The organism is Catellatospora sp. NPDC049111, from assembly GCF_040648615.1.
Lineage (GTDB): Bacteria > Actinomycetota > Actinomycetes > Mycobacteriales > Micromonosporaceae > Catellatospora > Catellatospora aurea.
In genome coordinates this window covers 61,667-77,226 of the sequence record NZ_JBEZEB010000044.1, presented here as the reverse complement: position 1 = coordinate 77,226, position 15,560 = coordinate 61,667, and the positions used below count along the sequence as shown (strand labels likewise).

The following is a 15,560-nucleotide window of genomic DNA, read 5'->3' as shown; positions in this document are numbered from 1 at the left end:
TGTCCATCACCAAAGGAACCATCCAGAGGATGATCAATAATTGGCACTTGGCTTAAATAGCACCCTGTTGAGTTCTCAAAGAACAAGCACACACCGTGTCGTCCAGGTCTCCCTGGCCGCCTCCGGGGCAACTCATCCAGCTTACCCATCCGGCCGTTCCGTGTCAAATCCGAATTTTCGGATCTGTCCGGCTCGTCCGTTTGGACACCCCGAAGACGCGGAACCGCTGAGGTCCGTACGAAGTTCGAGGAGAACCAGCGACCCGGCCGACGGTCCCCTCCGAGAAGATTCTCGGCGAACTCATCCGCCCGGCTCGTCACCGGCTCGGTAACCATACCCGGTTGGTTTCGGCCGATCAAATCGACCCCACCCGGTGCGCTCCGGCCTCTTCGCTCCGACCTTCCGGTCTCGGCTGTTTTGTCCGTTCCGCGCTGGCAGAGAGAACATTACGCGGGACGCGCCGCCACCCGCAAATCGGGGGGACGCGTCCCGCGTCACATCATGGTCAACTGCCTATTTCCGCAGCTCAGCACCGGCGATGGTCTTCTTACCGCGGCGCAGCACCAGGTACTTGCCGTGCAGCAGCAGGTCCGCGGACACCGGGGCGTCGGCATCGGACATGCGCTCGTTGTTGATGTACGCGCCGCCCTCGGCAACCGCGCGCCGTGCCTCGCCGAGGCTCGCCGCCAGGCCCGACTCCTTGAACAGCACCGCGACGCTGGGCAGCTCGTCGACCTCGACCAGGCCGGCCTCGGCCAGCGCCGAGCGCAGCGTCGACGGGGCCAGGTCGGTCAGCGCGCCGCGACCGAACAGCGCCTGCGACGCCGTGATGACCTGCTCGCACTCGTCCTTGCCGTGCAGCAGCGTGGTCAGCTCCTCGGCCAGCGCCTTCTGCCCCGCCCGCGCGAACGGCCGCTCCGCGGTCTCCTTCGCCAGCTCCTCGATCTCCTCCCGGGAGCGGAAGCTGAACACCTTCAGGTAGTTCACGATGTCGGCGTCGGCCGCGTTGAACCAGAACTGGTAGAAGGCGTACGGGCTGGTCATGGCCGCGTCCATCCAGACCGACATGCCTTCGGCGCTCTTGCCGAACTTGGTCCCGTCGGCGCGCGTGATCAGCGGGGTGGTGAACGCGTGCACGCCGCGCACGCCCTTGCGCCGGTTGAAGTCGACGCCGGCGATGATGTTGCCCCACTGGTCGGAGCCGCCGTGCTGCAGCGTCACGCCGTAGCGCTGGTGCAGCTGGTAGAAGTCGTGCGACTGCAGGATCTGGTACGCGAACTCGGTGAAGCTGATGCCGCTCTCCAGCCGCGCCTTGACCACCTCGCGGGCCAGCATCTGGTTCACCGGGAAGTGCTTGCCGACGTCGCGCAGGAACTCGATCGCCGACAGCGGCGAGGTCCAGTCCAGGTTGTTGACCATCCGGGCCGCGTTGGCGCCCTCGAACTCGAAGAACGGCTCCACCTGCCGGCGGATCTTGTCCACCCAGCCGGCGACGGTCTCCTCGGAGTTCAGCGAGCGCTCGCCTTCGGCCTTCGGGTCGCCGATCAGGCCGGTCGCACCGCCGACCAGCAGCACCGGAATGTTCCCCGCCTGCTGGAGCCGGCGCGCGGTCAGCACCTGCACCAGGTTGCCGACCTGGAGGCTGGGCGCGGTCGGGTCGAAGCCGACATAGAACGTCACCGGCCCCTCGGCCAGGTGCTTGCGCAGCTCGTCCAGGTCGGTGGAGTCCTGCAGCAGGCCACGCCACTGCAGATCATCGAGGATGTCCGTCACGCCGTCGATTGTCGCGCATCGCGCGGACCGGCCGACAACCGGTTTCCCCACCGCCGAGCCGGGCCGCCCCGCCCGGCTACAGTCGTCGCCGCTGGTCAGCACTCGGGAAGGGAAGGCTGTGGGTCGCCACCACGAAGGTCGCCGCCGCCCCTGGCTCGTCCCATGGCGGGCAGACAGCGCGTTCGACCGGCAGTTCCGGTACGGCGTCGCCGCCGGCACGCTGCTGCTCGCGGTGTTCGCAGCCACGCAGGCCGCGCTCGCGGTCGACGGCATCCGCGCCGAGCGGGGCGGCCGGGCGGGCACCGTCACTGCTGCCTCGTGCAGCGTGGCGGGCGGTCGCCAGGCGCTGCTGTTCGCCCGCCGGCGCTGCTCAGGCACGTTCGTCGACCGGGACAGCCGCGACGCGTACCCGGTGGATTTCTTCTGGAACGCCCGCGAGCGGCCGCGCGGGCCGCTGGCGGCGCGGGTCAGCGCGGCCGGGTCGGACGAGGCGTGGCTCGACGGCGACCGGGCCTGGCTTCGCCCGAGCGCCCTGGCGGCACTGCTGCTCGTGCCCGTCGGCATCGGCTCCGTCTCGGTGGTCCGGGTCGTCAGGAACCTGTCGTCGGGTTCGCGAAAAGCGCGCCGCCCAACGGCGCCGACGGAGTCCGCCCGCTCGTGAACCTGGCATGATCGCGCGGTTGCGGCGATCGGGACGTGGGCATAGCGCGGGCATGGAACTGTCGTTTCTTCGCGCCATGTATGAGATCCCCGGCCCGTGGGCGTCGCTGTACATCGACGGGACCGATCACACCGAGGCGACCGCCGCGGCGCTGAAGCTGCGCTGGCGGGCCGCCCGGGAGACGCTGCTCGACGAGGGCATCGACGAGCCGACGCTGCTGGCGATGGAGGGTGCGCTGGCCCAGTACCGGCGTCCGCGCGAGCGGCACGGTCTGGCCGTGTTCGCCGCGCAGGGCCGGGTCCACTACGCCGAGGCGATGCCGCAGCCGTTGTGCACCGACAGCGCGGAGATGGCTCCGCTGCCGCACGTGACGCCGCTGCTGGCCACGCGCGACGGCGAGCCGCTGCCCGGCAGTGCCGCCGAGCCGGCCGCGTCGGGTGTCGCCGACACCCTGGCCGCGTTCGAGAACCGGCAGGTCGAGGCGCTGCTGCTGGACCCGGCCGCGCTGGCCAAGGCCCGGGTGTGGATCGGCGACTCGCCGGCTGACCTGTCTGCGAGCGAGGAACGGCTGCGGCAGCTGGGGGCGTCCCGCGCCCATCCGGTACGCGCCGAGGACGCGCTGGTCCGCGCCGCGGTCCTGAACGACGCCGAGCTGATCATCGTCAACGCCGCCGAGATCCGGCTCGACGAAGGCGTCGGCGCCGTCCTGCGCCCCGACCCCGCCTGACCGCCGGACCCGCCCCGCTTTACGTAGACGGTGGCCTATGACATCGAAAAACACGCGATCGGAGTCGATGTGATAGGCCACCGTCTATGACGACCGGGCGGTGCCGCCCGGCGCAGTGCGGCGGCGAGGGGTGTGGCGGCGGTACGGGCTCACGGACGGTTCGCCGTGCAGCCAGAAGCGCCACGGCCGGTCGTGCGCGGCGGCCACGCCCACCCGCGGTCCCGACCTGATCAGCTCCGCCGACACGGCCGCGGCGGGGAGCAGGCGCGCGGGCCCGGTGCCGTCGAGCAGTGACGTGCGGTTCGCGGACCCGTCGATGCCCAGCGCCATGGCCAGCCGGGCCGGACCCCGGGCCAGCTCGCGGTCGGCGACCTGGCCGCGCCGCTCGCGGGCCAGGTCCACTCCCCCGACGACCGCGCCCGCGCGCAGCAGCACCGCGGCCGCCTCGCCCTCGTGGCCCGCGGTCACGTTCATGCACCAGTGCATGCCGAAGACGAAGTACACGTAGAGCACGCCGGCCGGGCCGAACATCACCGAGCTGCGCGGGGTGGGGCCGCGGTGGCTGTGCGAGGCGGGGTCCTCGCCGACGCCCGCGTACGCCTCGACCTCGGTGATCCTGATCCGCACTCCGTTGGCTTCGAGCTGCCAGCCCAGCAGGCCGCGGGCGGTGTCGGTGACCTGGGAGGCGGGCGCGTCGAGCAGCGAGTAGTCCACGCCACCAGGGAACTCCGGCGCGTGGCCGAACGCAAAATCCGCGCTGTCGTACCCGTGCGCGAACATCGGCGGATGTCGACTGTCTTCACACGGGCCAGGGGGTTCGTGTTCGAGCAGGGGCGTCCGCTGGACCGGGCGCGGCTGCGGTTCCATTTCGAGTCCGGCCCGGCCCGGACGGTGCTCGACGAGCTGGTGTCGTACCAGAACGACGACGGCGGTTTCGGGCACGCGCTGGAGCCGGATCTGCGTACCCCCGTGTCTTCGGCGGTGGCGACCTGGTGCGCGGGCACGGTGCTGCACGAGATCGGCGCGGGCGCGGACGAGCCGCTGGTCCGCCGGGCCGTCGGCTACCTGGTGGACACCTATGACGCCGCCGAGCGGCGCTGGTGGATCGTGGCCCCGGAGACGGAGGAATCCCCGCGCGCGCCGTGGTGGACGTACGCGGACATCGGCGCCACCTTCAACGACTGCGTGCTCAACCCGACGGCGGGGCTGGCCGGAGTGCTGTGGGAGTACCGGGAGCTGGTCCCGCCCGCGCTGCTCGCGGAGCTGACCGAGACGGTGCTGACCCGCTTGGAGGACGGGGTCGCCAGGGCGAGCGGGCTGGACCGCGGCGAGCTGACCGCGGCCGAGCTGTTCCTCCAGGCCCGGAACCTGCCCGAGGCGGCGCGGCGGCGGGCGCTCGCCGCGCTGCGCCGCGCCGCCGCCCAGCGGGTGGAGAACCGGCCGGAGGCGTGGACGGAGTACCTGCTGCAGCCGCTGGACGTGGCGCACACCCCGGACTCGCCGCTGTCGCCGGCGGTGGATCAGTCGTCGATCGCGGCGAACCTCGACTACCTGGTGGACCAGCAATTGCCCGACGGCTCCTGGCCGCTGACCTGGAGCTGGGCCGAGGTCGACGCCCAGGCCTGGCTGCTGGCCGAGCGGGAGGCCAAGGGCCTGGTCGCCGTCGACCGCCTGCGCACCCTGCGCGCCTACAGCCGCGCCTGACGGTCCCCGCAGGCACACCTCCCCCGACGGGCCCCCGGCGGCGCTGCCTGCGGGGCTCGTCCCGGCGGTAGGGACGGAGATCAGCGTTTGCGGTCATGATCTGCGGTCGGACCGCAGATCATGACCGCAAACAGCGATCTTCAGCGCCGCGCCGAAGGCCGGGGCGGGTCAGTGGGGGACGACGGATTCGGCGGACCAGGTGTGCCAGGTCTTGAGCTGGTCGGTGACCGAGGCGAGCTGGTCGGCGACGGGGCCGGGGCCGGTGGAGCCGGGGGTGGTGCGGGCGGCCAGGGCCGACTTGACGGTGAGCACGTCGCGCACCGAGGGGTCCAGGTGCTCGCTGACCGTGGCCAGGTCACTGTCGCTGACCTCGTGCAACTCGCACTCGCGCACCGAGCACAGGGCCACCAGCTTGCCGGTGATCTCGTGCGCGTCGCGGAACGGCACGCCCTTGCGGACCAGCCAGTCCGCCACCTCGGTGGCCAGGGAGAAGCCGACGGGCGCGGACGCGGCGAGCCGGTCCACCCGTACCGTCATGGTGGAGATCATCCCGGCGAGCGCGGGCAGCACGAGGGTGAGCGTGTCGACGGCGTCGAACACGGGCTCCTTGTCCTCCTGCATGTCCCGGTCGTACGTCAGGGGCAGGCCCTTGAGCATGGTCAGCACGTTGACCAGCCCGCCGATGAGGCGGCCGGCCTTGCCCCGGGCCAGCTCGGCGATGTCGGCGTTCTTCTTCTGCGGCATGATCGACGAGCCGGTGGCGAAGGCGTCGTCCAGCTCGACCCAGCCGAACTCGTACGACGTCCACAGCACCACCTCCTCGCCGAGCCGGGAGAGGTGCACGCCGAGCAGCGCGGTGATGAACAGGAACTCGGCGACGAAGTCGCGGTCGCTGACGGCGTCCATCGAGTTGGGGAACGAGGTGCGGAAGCCGAGTTCCTTGGCGACCGCGCCCGGGTCGAGCGGCAGGCCGGAGCCGGCCAGCGCGCCCGCGCCGAGCGGGCTGACCGCGGTGCGCTGGTCCCAGTCGCGCAGTCGGTCGAGGTCGCGCAGCAGCGGCTGCACGTGGGCGAGCAGCCAGTGGCCGAAGGTGACCGGCTGGGCGTGCTGCACGTGGGTCAGGCCGGGGGCGGGGGTGTCGACGTGGCGGCCGGCCTGCTCGGTGAGCGCGTCGGCGAGTTCGGTGATGCGCCCGGCCAGGTCCCGGGCGTGATCGCGCAGGTAGAGGCGCAGGTCGGTGGCGACCTGGTCGTTGCGGGAGCGGCCGGCGCGCAGCTTGCCGCCGAGCGTGCCGAGGCGCTCCAGCAGGCCGCGTTCGAGGGCGGTGTGCACGTCCTCGTCCTCGATGGTGGGCCGGAACGTGCCGGTGGCCACGGCGGCGTCGAGGTCGTCGATGGCGGCCAGCATCTTGCCGAGCTCGTCGGGGTCGAGCAGGCCGGCGGCGGCCAGCACGCGGGCGTGGGCGCGGGAGCCGGCGAGGTCGTACGGCGCGAGCCGCCAGTCGAAGTGCACGCTGACCGACAGCCGTGCCAGTGCCTCGGCGGGTCCGTCCGCGAACCGCCCTCCCCAGAGCCGGGTCATGTTCTGTTCCGTCCTTCGCATTTGTTGATCATGAAGTTATGGCAGGGACACGCCGTCGAACCGTGCCATAAGTTCATGATCGACGGGGTGAAGCGCGCGGGCGCGAGGTGGTCAGGTGAGGTCGTCGTCCAGCGGGAGCAGGTCCTCGGTGGCGGTGTCGAGGCCGGCCCAGCCGGCGAACTTGGCGGCCAGGGCCTCGCCGCCGGCGGGGTCGCGGGCGACGACGAAGATGGTGTCGTCGCCGGCGATGGTGCCGACCAGGTCCGGTAGGCCGCTGCGGTCGATGGCGCTGGCGAGGTAGTGGGCCGCGCCGGGCGGGGTGCGCAGGACCGCGAGGTTGCCGCTGTGGTCGGTGCCGTTGAGGACCTCGCGGAGCAGGCGGATCAGGCGGGCCGGGCCGATCGCGGCCGGGCGCAGGGCCGGGTGGCCGTCCTCGGGGATCAGGTAGACCGCCGGTGCGCCGTCGCGGCCGCGTACCTTGACCGCGCCCAGCTCCTCCAGGTCACGGGACAGCGTCGCCTGGGTCACCTGCACGCCGTCGGCCGCGAGCAGCTCGGCGAGCTGGGTCTGCGACGTCACCGCGCCGCTGCGAATCAGCTCCTCGATCCGGGCGTGGCGCGCGGTTCGAGTCATCGGCGCGGTCATGCGTCACCCTCCGTCCGCTTGGGCGTCTCATGTGCACCGTAAGGCATGGCGGTGCGCCTCACGCGTGCTCCATGAGGAACGTCAGCAGCGCCTTCTGCGCATGCAGTCTGTTCTCCGCCTGGTCGAAGACCGCGCTCGCCGCGCCGTCCATCACCTCGTCCGTGATCTCCTCGCCGCGGTGGGCGGGCAGGCAGTGCAGCACGATCGCGTCCGGGTCGGCGTGGGCGAGCAGCGCGGCATTGATCTGGTACGGCAGGAACGGGGTGATCCGGTCCAGCCCGTCGCCCTCGTGCCCCATCGACGTCCAGGTGTCCGTGGCGATCACGTCCGCCCCGGACACGGCGTCCTTGGCCTCGGTGAACTCGGTGACCGAACCGCCGGTGCGCGCCGCGACCGCGGCCGCCTGGGCCAGGATCTCGCGGTCGGGGGTGAACCCGAACGGCCCGGCGATGCGCACGTGCATGCCCGCCACGGCCCCGCCGAGCAGGTACGAGTGCGCCATGTTGTTGGCCGCGTCACCGACGTAGGTCAGCGTGCGCCCCTCGGTGTGCCCGAGCCGCTGCCGCACGGTCTGCAGGTCGGCGAGCACCTGGCAGGGGTGGAAGTGGTTGGTCAGCGCGTTGACGACGGGCACGGTCGCCGCTGCGGCCAGCTCCTCGATCCGGGTGTCCTCGAAGGTCCGGATCACGATCGCGTCGACGTAGCGCGACAGCACCTTCGCCGCGTCCGACATGGTCTCGCCCCGGCCGAAGTGCGTGTTCGTGGCGTCGATGAGGACGGCGTGCGCGCCGAGTTCGGAGATGCCGACCTCGAACGACACCCGGGTGCGCAGCGACGGCTTCTCGAACAGCACGGCGATCGACTTGCCCGCCAGGGCCTTGCGGTGCCCGCGCCGGTTCTCGGCGTACTCCTGGGCCAGCGTGAGGACCTGGTCCTGCTCGGCCGAGGTCAGGTCGTCGTCGCGCAGGAAGTGCCGTCTGCTCGGCGTGGCGGTCATGCGGGGGCTCCGGTCTCGGTGGGGGAACCGGCCTGCGCGACGATCGCGGGCTGGGCCGGTGTCTCGGGCTGGGGCGCGACGAGGTCGAGGACCGCGCCGAGCGCGGCCAGGAACGCGTCGGCCTGGGCGCTGGTGAGGATCAGCGGCGGGGCCAGCCGGATCACGTCCGGCTGCGCGGCGTTGACGATGAACCCGGCGTCCAGCAGCGCCTTCTGCACGGCCGGGGCGACCGGCGCGGTGAACACGACGCCGAGCAGCAGGCCGGCGCCGCGTACGCCGTCGACCAGCGGGTGGTCCAGTGCCTCGACGCCGCGGCGGATCCGCTCGCCGATCCGCTTGACGTGGTCGAGCAGGCCGTCGGCGGCGATGGTGCGCAGCACCGCCAGGGCCGCGGCGCAGGCGACCGGGTTGCCGCCGAAGGTGGTGCCGTGCTGGCCCGGGGTGAACAGCGCGGCCGCGCCGCCCGGGTGCGACTGGGCGAACGCGCCGTCGGCGAACGCGATGGTCGCGCCGATGGGCAGGCCGCCGCCGAGGCCCTTGGCCAGGGTGATCACGTCGGGGGTGACGCCCTCGGCCTGGTGGGCGAACCAGTGGCCGGTGCGGCCGACGCCGGTCTGCACCTCGTCGAGCACCAGCAGCGCGCCGTGCCGGGCGGTGATCTCCCGGGCCGCGGCGAGGAAGCCGGGCGGGGCCGGGACGACGCCCGCCTCCCCCATGATCGGCTCCAGGATGACCATGGCGGTCTGGTCGCTGACGGCGGCGGCCAGGGCCGCGGTGTCGCCGTACGGGATGTGCGTGACGTCGCCCGGCAGCGGCCGGAACGGGTCGGCCTTGGCGGGCTGGCCGGTCAGCGCGAGCGCGCCCATGGTGCGGCCGTGGAACGCCTGCTCGCAGGCGACGACGTGGGTGCGCCCGGTGCGCCGGGCCAGCTTGAACGCGGCCTCGTTGGCCTCCGCGCCCGAGTTGGCGAAGAACACCCGGCCGGGGCGGCCGGTCAGCGCGAGCAGCAGCTCGGCCAGGGCGACCGGCGGCTCGGCGACGAACAGGTTGGACACGTGCCCGAGCTGCGAGATCTGCTTGGTGACCGCGGCGACGACGGCCGGGTGGCCGTGGCCGAGCGCGTTGACCGCGATCCCGGACAGCAGGTCGACGTAGGAGCGGCCCGCCTCGTCCACCACGACCGAACCCGCCCCGCTGACCAGGGCCAGCGGCGGGGTGCCGTAGTTGTCCATCAGCGACTGCTGCCACCGCTGCGTCAGCGTCATGGCTTCTCCCCGCTCGTGTCGTCGGCGCCGGGCCGCATGGTCTGGTCATCGGGGACGACCATGGTGCCGAACCCCTCGTCGGTGAAGATCTCCAGCAGGGTGGAGTGCGGGACCCGGCCGTCGACCACGACCGCGGACGGCACCCCGCCCCGCACGGCCCGCAGGCAGGCCTCCATCTTGGGCACCATGCCCGCCGACAGCGTCGGCAGCAGCGCGTCCAGCTCCTTGGCCGTCATCTTCGAGATCAGGCTGTCGGTGTCCGGCCAGTTCGCGTACACGCCGGGCACGTCGGTGAGCACGATCAGCTTGCGCGCGCCCAGCGCGATGGCGAGCGCGGCGGCGGCCGTGTCGGCGTTGAGGTTGTGCGCCACGCCGTGCACGTCCGGGGCGACCGTGGACACCACGGGAATGCGGCCGGTCGCGAGCAGGGCGTCGACCAGCGAGGTGTCGACGCTGAGCACGTCGCCGACCTGGCCGATGTCGACCGGCTCGCCGTCGATGACGGCCGGGCGGCGTACCGCGGTGAACAGCCCCGCGTCGTCGCCGGCCAAGCCGACGGCGTGCGGGCCGTGGCCGTTGATCTCGGTGACCAGGTCCTTGCCGACCGACAGCAGCACCATGCGCACCACGCTCATCGCCTCGGCGGTGGTGACCCGCAGGCCGCCCTTGAACTCCGAGGCGATGCCCATCCGGTCGAGCATGGCCGAGATCTGCGGGCCGCCGCCGTGCACCACGACCGGGCGCAGCCCGACGGCGCGCAGGTAGGCCATGTCGGCGGCGAACGAGGCACGCAGCGCGGGCGTGGTCATCGCGTGGCCGCCGTACTTGACCACGATCGTCTCGCCGCGCAACTCCGTCAGCCACGGCAGCGTCGCGACCAGCGTGGCTGGATCAAGCCCACTCATGACGAGTACGCCGAGTTCTCGTGCACGTACGCGTGGGACAGGTCGTTGGTCCAGACGGTGGCGCTGTGGTCGCCGGCGTTGAGGTCCACGGTGATGCGCACGTCGACCCCGGACAGGTCCACCTTGCTGCGGTCCTCGGCAGCGGCGCCCGCGCGGCAGACCCAGACGTCGTTGATGGCCACATCGAGCTCGTCGGACTCGAAGACGGCGTCGGTGCAGCCGACCGCGGCCAGGATCCGGCCCCAGTTCGGGTCCTTGCCGAACAGCGCGGTCTTGACCAGGTTGTTGCGCGCGATCTCGTGCCCGACGACGACCGCGTCCTCCTCCGAGGCGGCGTTGACGACCTCGATGGCGATCTGCTTGGTGTGCCCCTCGGCGTCGGCCAGCAGTTGCTGGGCGAGCGAGTGGCAGGCCTGGGTGACCGCGGCGGTCAGCTCCTCCTGCGTCGGCTCGACGCCGGACGCGCCGGAGGCCAGCAGCAGCACCGTGTCGTTGGTCGACATGCAGCCGTCGGAGTCGAGCCGGTCGAAGGTGAGCCGGCAGGCCTCGCGCAGCGCCTCGTCGAGGGCGTCCGCGCCGGCCACGGCGTCGGTGGTCAGCACGCACAGCATCGTGGCCAGGGACGGGGCGAGCATGCCCGCGCCCTTGGCCATGCCGCCGACGGTCCAGCCGTCGCCGGTGATCTCGACGACCTTGGGCCGGGTGTCGGTGGTCATGATGGCCTCGGCCGCGGCGAAGCCGCCCGCCTTGGCCAGCGCCTTGGCCGCGCCGTCGACGCCGGCCAGCAGCTTGGGCATGGGCAGCCGCTCGCCGATCAGCCCGGTCGAGCAGACCGCGACCTGGCCCGCGCCCATGCCGCCGAGGCGGGAGGCGACGTACTCGGCGGTGGAGTGGGTGTCCTGGAAGCCGCCGGGGCCGGTGCAGGCGTTCGCGCCGCCGGAGTTGAGCACGACGACCTTGACCGCGCGGCCTCGGACGACCTGCTGCGACCAGAGCACCGGGGCGGCCTTGACCCGGTTGGCGGTGAACACGCCCGCGGCGGTGGCGTCGGGGCCGTCGTTGACGACCAGCGCCAGGTCCAGCGCGCCGGTGCTCTTCAGCCCGGCGGCGACACCCGCGGCCCGGAAACCCTTGGGGGAGGTGACCGTCATGCCGACACCCCGCTTCGCGTGCCGTCGACATGGACCCTGAGGCCAATGGTTCGCTCGCTACGCTCGCTCACGGCGCCACTCCGTACACAGACAGGCCGGAGGTCTCCGGCAGCTCGAACATGATGTTGGCGCACTGGACGGCCTGGGCCGCGGCGCCGCGGCCGAGATTGTCGATCGCGCTGACCACGATGATCCGGCCGCTGTCGACATCCACGGTGGCCTGCAGGTGAGCCGAAGCCGAACCCAGGGTGGCGGCGGTGTGCGGCCAGGCGCCCTCGGGCAGCAGGTGCACCAGCGGCTCGTCGGCGTACGCGTCGGCGAGCACCGCGCGGACCACGCCCGCGGTGATGTCGCAGTTGGTGGGCTTGGCGGTGACCGTGGCCAGGATGCCCCGCGGCATCGGCGCGAGCACCGGGGTGAACGACAGGCTCGTCGCGCCGGTGGCCTGCTTGATCTCCGGCACGTGCTGGTGCGCGCCCACCTTGTACGGGCTGAGGTCGCCCATCACCTCGCTGCCCAGCAGGTGCAGCTTGGCCGACTTGCCGGCACCGGAGGTGCCGGAGGCGGCGACCACGACCACGTCGTCGGGCTCGGCCAGCCCGCTGTGCAGCAGGGGCGCGAGCGCGAGCGTGGTGGCCACGGCGTAGCAGCCGGTGGCGGCGACCCGGGACGAGCCGGCGATCAGCTCGCGCTGGCCGGGCAGCTCGGGCAGTCCGTAGGTCCACGCTCCGGCGTGCTCGCCGCCGTAGTAGCGGGTCCACGCGGCCGCGTCGTGCAGCCGGTGGTCCGCGCCCAGGTCGACGACCTTCGCCGAGGCGGGCAGGGCGGCCGCGACGGCACCGGACTCGCCGTGCGGCAGGGCCAGGAAGACGAGGTCGGCGTCGGTGAAGGCCTCAGGGGTGGTCTCGGTCAGAATGAGGTCGAGCCCGGTGAGGTGCGGGTGCACCGCGGCGACGGGCTTGCCGGCCTGGCTGTGCGCCGTGGCCGCGACGAGTTCGAACTCGGGGTGCCCGGCGATGAGGCGCAGCAGCTCGCCGCCCGCATAACCGCTCGCCCCGGCAACGCCGATCCGGATTCCCATACCTACCTCCGCATAAACATTCGCCATGAGCATACGACTCGGTGCATGTTCATGCAAATGAGGCCCGCGTCACTCATCGCCTACTCATCGGGGAAACCGGTCAGTACCTCGTAGAAGCGGGTGCAGGCGGCGGCCTCGGTGTCGAGGACCTCGCGCACGTCGTACACCCCGCGCTCGTAGGAACCGATCTCCCAGCGCTCGCCGGCCGGGCGCAGGAACCAGAAGTCGGTCGGGATCGGCACGTGCTCGTGCACGCCCGGCACCTGGAACGACTCCGGCGGCTGCCCGGTCTCCAGCAGCGCGGTGACGAGCACGTGCCGATCCGGGATCACCCGCGCACCGCCGGCAGCTCCTCGACCAGGTAGCCGTGGTCCAGCAGCCAGGTCACGCTCAGCTGGGTCCCGGCCTCAGGCAGATACGCGCCCATCAGCTTGTACTGCATGCCCAGGCCGGGCTGGCCGAACCAGGGCGCGGTCATGCCCCCGTCCACGGTGAACGGCTTGGCCACGCAGTACACGTGGTAGTTCGCCTGCGGCGCGCCCTGCGGGGTGTTCAGGTTCTGCGGCGGCAGCGCCCGGTCGGCGTACGGCGTGCGCACCGGGGCCAGGAAGGAGCCGCCCGCGAAGCCGAAGCGGTCGAGCCGCGCGCCCGCGGCCAGCTCGACCGGGTGGCGGTCGACCATGTCGCCGTGGGTCATGAAGCCGTCGTTGGGCGGGTAGACCCAGTTCGCGCCGTCGCGGAACCGCGCGACGAAGTCTGCCTCGGCCAGCGTGCCGAACCGCTGGTAGCCGTGCAGCAGCGGGCCGACCACGCCGGAGCGCGGCAGCGGCTTCGGTCCCAGTTCCGGTCGGGCGGGGTCGAAGAACTTCGCGGTCGCCGGCGCGATCGCGGGCGTGCCGGGCTGGCACTCGCCCCGGCCGTAGCCGAGCGCGGCGGACGCGTCGGCGGCCGGCGCGAGCGGGACGAGCAGCGCCGCGGCGAGCGCCGCGACCAGGAGACGGATTTTCACAAAACCCCCGTTAGTGAACCAATAGGCGTGATCACTAACGGGCGGGAGGGCACTGGGGTTGCTCTACCGACTCCCCAATAAACGTTTGGTGGTCTAGACTCCCCAACATGTCTTTGGGAGACGAGGAGCCGACCGGGCGTACGGTCACCGGCGACCTGCGCGCCCTGGCCCACCCGATCCGGCTGCGCATCCTCTCGCTGCTCACCGGTGCCGAGATGACCGCCGCCGAGATCGCCCGCGAGCTGGGCATCACCCACGCCAACGCGAGCTACCACCTGCGGCTGCTGCTCAACGCGGCCTCGATCGAGGTCGCCGGGGAGGAGAAGATCCGCGGCGGGCAGGCCAAGCGCTACCGGTACGACGTCGCCAAGGCCTTCACCCCACGCGGCGACCAGGCGCACCCGCGACCCGACGACGTCCAGATCGTGTACGCCGCACTCGCCGCCGAACTCCAGCGCCGCGCCCGCTCCATCGTCACCGGCCCCGCCGCCGTCGGCACCCTCACCGACGCCGAACTGTGGCTCGACCTCGACGAGTGGAAGGCGATCCGCGACCGGATCGCCCGGGCCAGCGAGCACATGCACCGCATCGCCCAGCGCCCGCACACCCCGGGCACCGTGCCCGTCAGCGCCACCATCGCCCTGTTCCGCCTGCAGGACGACAGCATCAGCGCCACCAGCACCTCCCCCACCCCCGCCGAGGAGCAGGAATGACCACCTTCCGCGAGTCGCTGGCGCCGCTGCGCCACGCCCCGTTCCGCCACCTGGTCACCGGCCGGGTGGTCGGCCTGCTCGGCAACGCCGTCGCGCCGATCGCGCTGGCGTTCGCGGTGCTCGACCTGACCCGCTCCCCCGTCGCCCTCGGCCTGGTCGTCGGCGCACGGTCGGTGACCAACGTGCTGTTCGTGCTCTTCGGCGGTGTGCTGGCCGACCGGCTGCCCCGCCACCTGGTCATGGTCGGTTCCAGCGTGTTGGCCGCGCTCACCCAGGCCGCCGTCGCCGCGCTGGTGCTCACCGGCACGGCGACGATCCCGCTGCTGATCGGGCTGAGCGCGGTCAACGGCATGGTCAGCGCCATCGCGATGCCGGCCACCGCCGCCCTGCTGCCGCAGACGGTGCCCGCCGACCTGCTCACCCCGGCCAACGCCCTGAACCGGCTCGGCGGCAACACCGCCATGATCGCGGGAGCAGCGCTGGGCGGCATCCTCGTCGCCGCCGTCGGCCCCGGCTGGGGCCTGGCCGCCGACGCGGCCACCTTCGCGCTGAGCGCGCTCGCCTTCGCCCTCGTCCGCGTGCCGAACGTCCGCGACCGGGCCATGCCGCGCGAAAGCACTCTGCACGAGTTGCGCGTCGGCTGGACCGAGTTCGTCTCGCGCAGCTGGGTCTGGTCGATCGTGCTGGCGTTCATGTTCATCAACGCGGCGCACAGCGGCGGCATGAACGTGCTCGGGCCCACCGTCGCCGACGCCACCATCGGCCGCTCCGGCTGGGGCACGGTGCTGGCCGCGAGCACCACCGGTATGGTCGCCGGGGCCGTGGTGGCGCTGCGCCTGCGGCTGCGCCGTCCGCTGCTGGTCGGGTGCGTCAGCACGCTCGGGTTCGCACTTCCGACGCTCGCCCTGGCCGAGCTGCCGACCCTGCCGGTGCTGATGGTCGCCGGGTTCATCGCCGGGTTCGCCGTCGAGCAGTTCGCCATCGCCTGGGACTCCGCCCTGCAGCGGCACGTGCCCGCGGACCGGCTCGCGCGGGTGTACTCGTACGACATGCTCGGCTCGTTCCTGGCCATCCCGGTCGGCCAGGTCGCCGCGGGGCCGCTGGCCGCGTGGATCGGCACCCGCAACGCCCTGCTGTGCGCGGCGGCGGTGATGGTGCTCGGGGTGGTCGGCATGCTCACCAACCGCGGCGTACGCCACCTGCGCGCCGACACCCCCGTCACGCCGGCCGCCCCGGCCCGCGAACCCGCCCCGTCCGCGGCCTGACCGACCCCGCTCCGCTCTCCGGCCGCCGCGACCCCGGACGGGCCGGCACACCGCGCCGACCCCGCCTCCGTGCCCACGGACAC

General features: G+C 72.5%; 16 protein-coding genes. 5 read left to right on the top strand and 11 right to left on the bottom strand.

Annotation, left to right across the window (positions count from 1 at the left end; translation table 11 throughout):
* Positions 1 to 513: 513 nt before the first annotated feature.
* A complete protein-coding gene (gene tyrS, locus AB0B66_RS36425; RefSeq protein ID WP_360538713.1) occupies positions 514 to 1,773 on the bottom strand; it encodes a tyrosine--tRNA ligase in 1,260 nt (419 codons plus the stop codon).
* A gap of 118 nt (positions 1,774 to 1,891) precedes the next feature.
* Here tyrS and AB0B66_RS36420 point away from each other — a divergent pair, with 118 nt between their 5' ends.
* Positions 1,892 to 2,434, top strand: coding sequence for a hypothetical protein (locus tag AB0B66_RS36420; RefSeq protein ID WP_360538710.1), 543 nt, complete (start codon positions 1,892 to 1,894; stop codon positions 2,432 to 2,434).
* 76 nt (positions 2,435 to 2,510) lie between these two features.
* The gene (locus tag AB0B66_RS36415) at positions 2,511 to 3,161 is read left to right on the top strand and encodes a hypothetical protein (protein WP_360538707.1); all 651 of its coding nucleotides are present in this window, start codon (positions 2,511 to 2,513) and stop codon (positions 3,159 to 3,161) included.
* An 84-nt stretch (positions 3,162 to 3,245) separates the two neighbouring features.
* Here AB0B66_RS36415 and AB0B66_RS36410 read toward each other — a convergent pair whose 3' ends face one another.
* A complete protein-coding gene (locus AB0B66_RS36410; protein ID WP_360538728.1) occupies positions 3,246 to 3,875 on the bottom strand; it encodes a DNA-3-methyladenine glycosylase in 630 nt (209 codons plus the stop codon).
* Positions 3,876 to 3,947: 72 nt separating this feature from the next.
* On the opposite strand from AB0B66_RS36410, the gene AB0B66_RS36405 reads away from it, so the two are divergent.
* Positions 3,948 to 4,865: a hypothetical protein gene (locus AB0B66_RS36405; protein WP_360538704.1), complete on the top strand. Its 918-nt coding sequence runs from the start codon at positions 3,948 to 3,950 to the stop codon at positions 4,863 to 4,865.
* Between the two features lie 168 nt (positions 4,866 to 5,033).
* Here AB0B66_RS36405 and argH read toward each other — a convergent pair whose 3' ends face one another.
* From argH to AB0B66_RS36360, 9 genes are all read right to left on the bottom strand, one after another.
* On the bottom strand, positions 5,034 to 6,467 hold the full coding sequence (gene argH, locus AB0B66_RS36400; RefSeq protein ID WP_360538701.1) for an argininosuccinate lyase: 1,434 nt from the start codon (positions 6,465 to 6,467) through the stop codon (positions 5,034 to 5,036).
* A 90-nt stretch (positions 6,468 to 6,557) separates the two neighbouring features.
* Positions 6,558 to 7,091: an arginine repressor gene (locus AB0B66_RS36395; RefSeq protein ID WP_360538698.1), complete on the bottom strand. Its 534-nt coding sequence runs from the start codon at positions 7,089 to 7,091 to the stop codon at positions 6,558 to 6,560.
* Between the two features lie 58 nt (positions 7,092 to 7,149).
* Positions 7,150 to 8,088, bottom strand: a complete 939-nt coding sequence (gene argF, locus AB0B66_RS36390; protein ID WP_360538695.1) for an ornithine carbamoyltransferase — start codon at positions 8,086 to 8,088, stop codon at positions 7,150 to 7,152.
* The gene (locus AB0B66_RS36385; RefSeq protein WP_360538692.1) at positions 8,085 to 9,353 is read right to left on the bottom strand and encodes an acetylornithine transaminase; all 1,269 of its coding nucleotides are present in this window, start codon (positions 9,351 to 9,353) and stop codon (positions 8,085 to 8,087) included. The genes argF and AB0B66_RS36385 overlap by 4 nt, the downstream gene beginning before the upstream one ends.
* Positions 9,350 to 10,258, bottom strand: a complete 909-nt coding sequence (gene argB / locus AB0B66_RS36380; RefSeq protein WP_360538689.1) for an acetylglutamate kinase — start codon at positions 10,256 to 10,258, stop codon at positions 9,350 to 9,352. Before argB ends, AB0B66_RS36385 begins: the two co-directional genes overlap by 4 nt.
* Positions 10,255 to 11,409: a bifunctional glutamate N-acetyltransferase/amino-acid acetyltransferase ArgJ gene (gene argJ / locus AB0B66_RS36375; protein WP_360538686.1), complete on the bottom strand. Its 1,155-nt coding sequence runs from the start codon at positions 11,407 to 11,409 to the stop codon at positions 10,255 to 10,257. The genes argB and argJ overlap by 4 nt, the downstream gene beginning before the upstream one ends.
* 67 nt (positions 11,410 to 11,476) lie before the next feature.
* Positions 11,477 to 12,490, bottom strand: coding sequence for an N-acetyl-gamma-glutamyl-phosphate reductase (gene argC / locus AB0B66_RS36370; RefSeq protein WP_360538683.1), 1,014 nt, complete (start codon positions 12,488 to 12,490; stop codon positions 11,477 to 11,479).
* Positions 12,491 to 12,570: 80 nt separating this feature from the next.
* Positions 12,571 to 12,822 carry a hypothetical protein gene (locus tag AB0B66_RS36365; RefSeq protein WP_360538680.1) on the bottom strand — a complete coding sequence of 84 codons (252 nt, stop codon included), beginning with the start codon at positions 12,820 to 12,822 and terminating at the stop codon, positions 12,571 to 12,573.
* Complete coding sequence (locus tag AB0B66_RS36360) at positions 12,819 to 13,499, bottom strand: TNT domain-containing protein (protein ID WP_360538677.1); 681 nt, start codon at positions 13,497 to 13,499, stop codon at positions 12,819 to 12,821. Before AB0B66_RS36360 ends, AB0B66_RS36365 begins: the two co-directional genes overlap by 4 nt.
* A 107-nt stretch (positions 13,500 to 13,606) precedes the next feature.
* On the opposite strand from AB0B66_RS36360, the gene AB0B66_RS36355 reads away from it, so the two are divergent.
* Entirely contained in the window at positions 13,607 to 14,212 is a 606-nt protein-coding gene (locus AB0B66_RS36355; RefSeq protein ID WP_360538674.1) for a helix-turn-helix domain-containing protein, read from the top strand.
* Positions 14,209 to 15,477: an MFS transporter gene (locus AB0B66_RS36350; protein WP_360538671.1), complete on the top strand. Its 1,269-nt coding sequence runs from the start codon at positions 14,209 to 14,211 to the stop codon at positions 15,475 to 15,477. The genes AB0B66_RS36355 and AB0B66_RS36350 overlap by 4 nt, the downstream gene beginning before the upstream one ends.
* The last annotated feature ends 83 nt before the right edge of the window (positions 15,478 to 15,560 follow it).

Coding starts and splice junctions, on each gene's coding strand:
- AB0B66_RS36415 (WP_360538707.1), top strand. CDS start 2,511: ATGTATGAGATCCCCGGCCCGTGGGCGTCGCTGTACATCGACGGGACC.
- AB0B66_RS36405 (WP_360538704.1), top strand. CDS start 3,948: ATGTCGACTGTCTTCACACGGGCCAGGGGGTTCGTGTTCGAGCAGGGG.
- argH (WP_360538701.1), bottom strand. CDS start 6,467: ATGCGAAGGACGGAACAGAACATGACCCGGCTCTGGGGAGGGCGGTTC.
- AB0B66_RS36395 (WP_360538698.1), bottom strand. CDS start 7,091: ATGACCGCGCCGATGACTCGAACCGCGCGCCACGCCCGGATCGAGGAG.
- argF (WP_360538695.1), bottom strand. CDS start 8,088: ATGACCGCCACGCCGAGCAGACGGCACTTCCTGCGCGACGACGACCTG.
- AB0B66_RS36385 (WP_360538692.1), bottom strand. CDS start 9,353: ATGACGCTGACGCAGCGGTGGCAGCAGTCGCTGATGGACAACTACGGC.
- argB (WP_360538689.1), bottom strand. CDS start 10,258: ATGAGTGGGCTTGATCCAGCCACGCTGGTCGCGACGCTGCCGTGGCTG.
- argJ (WP_360538686.1), bottom strand. CDS start 11,409: ATGACGGTCACCTCCCCCAAGGGTTTCCGGGCCGCGGGTGTCGCCGCC.
- argC (WP_360538683.1), bottom strand. CDS start 12,490: ATGGGAATCCGGATCGGCGTTGCCGGGGCGAGCGGTTATGCGGGCGGC.
- AB0B66_RS36355 (WP_360538674.1), top strand. CDS start 13,607: ATGTCTTTGGGAGACGAGGAGCCGACCGGGCGTACGGTCACCGGCGAC.
- AB0B66_RS36350 (WP_360538671.1), top strand. CDS start 14,209: ATGACCACCTTCCGCGAGTCGCTGGCGCCGCTGCGCCACGCCCCGTTC.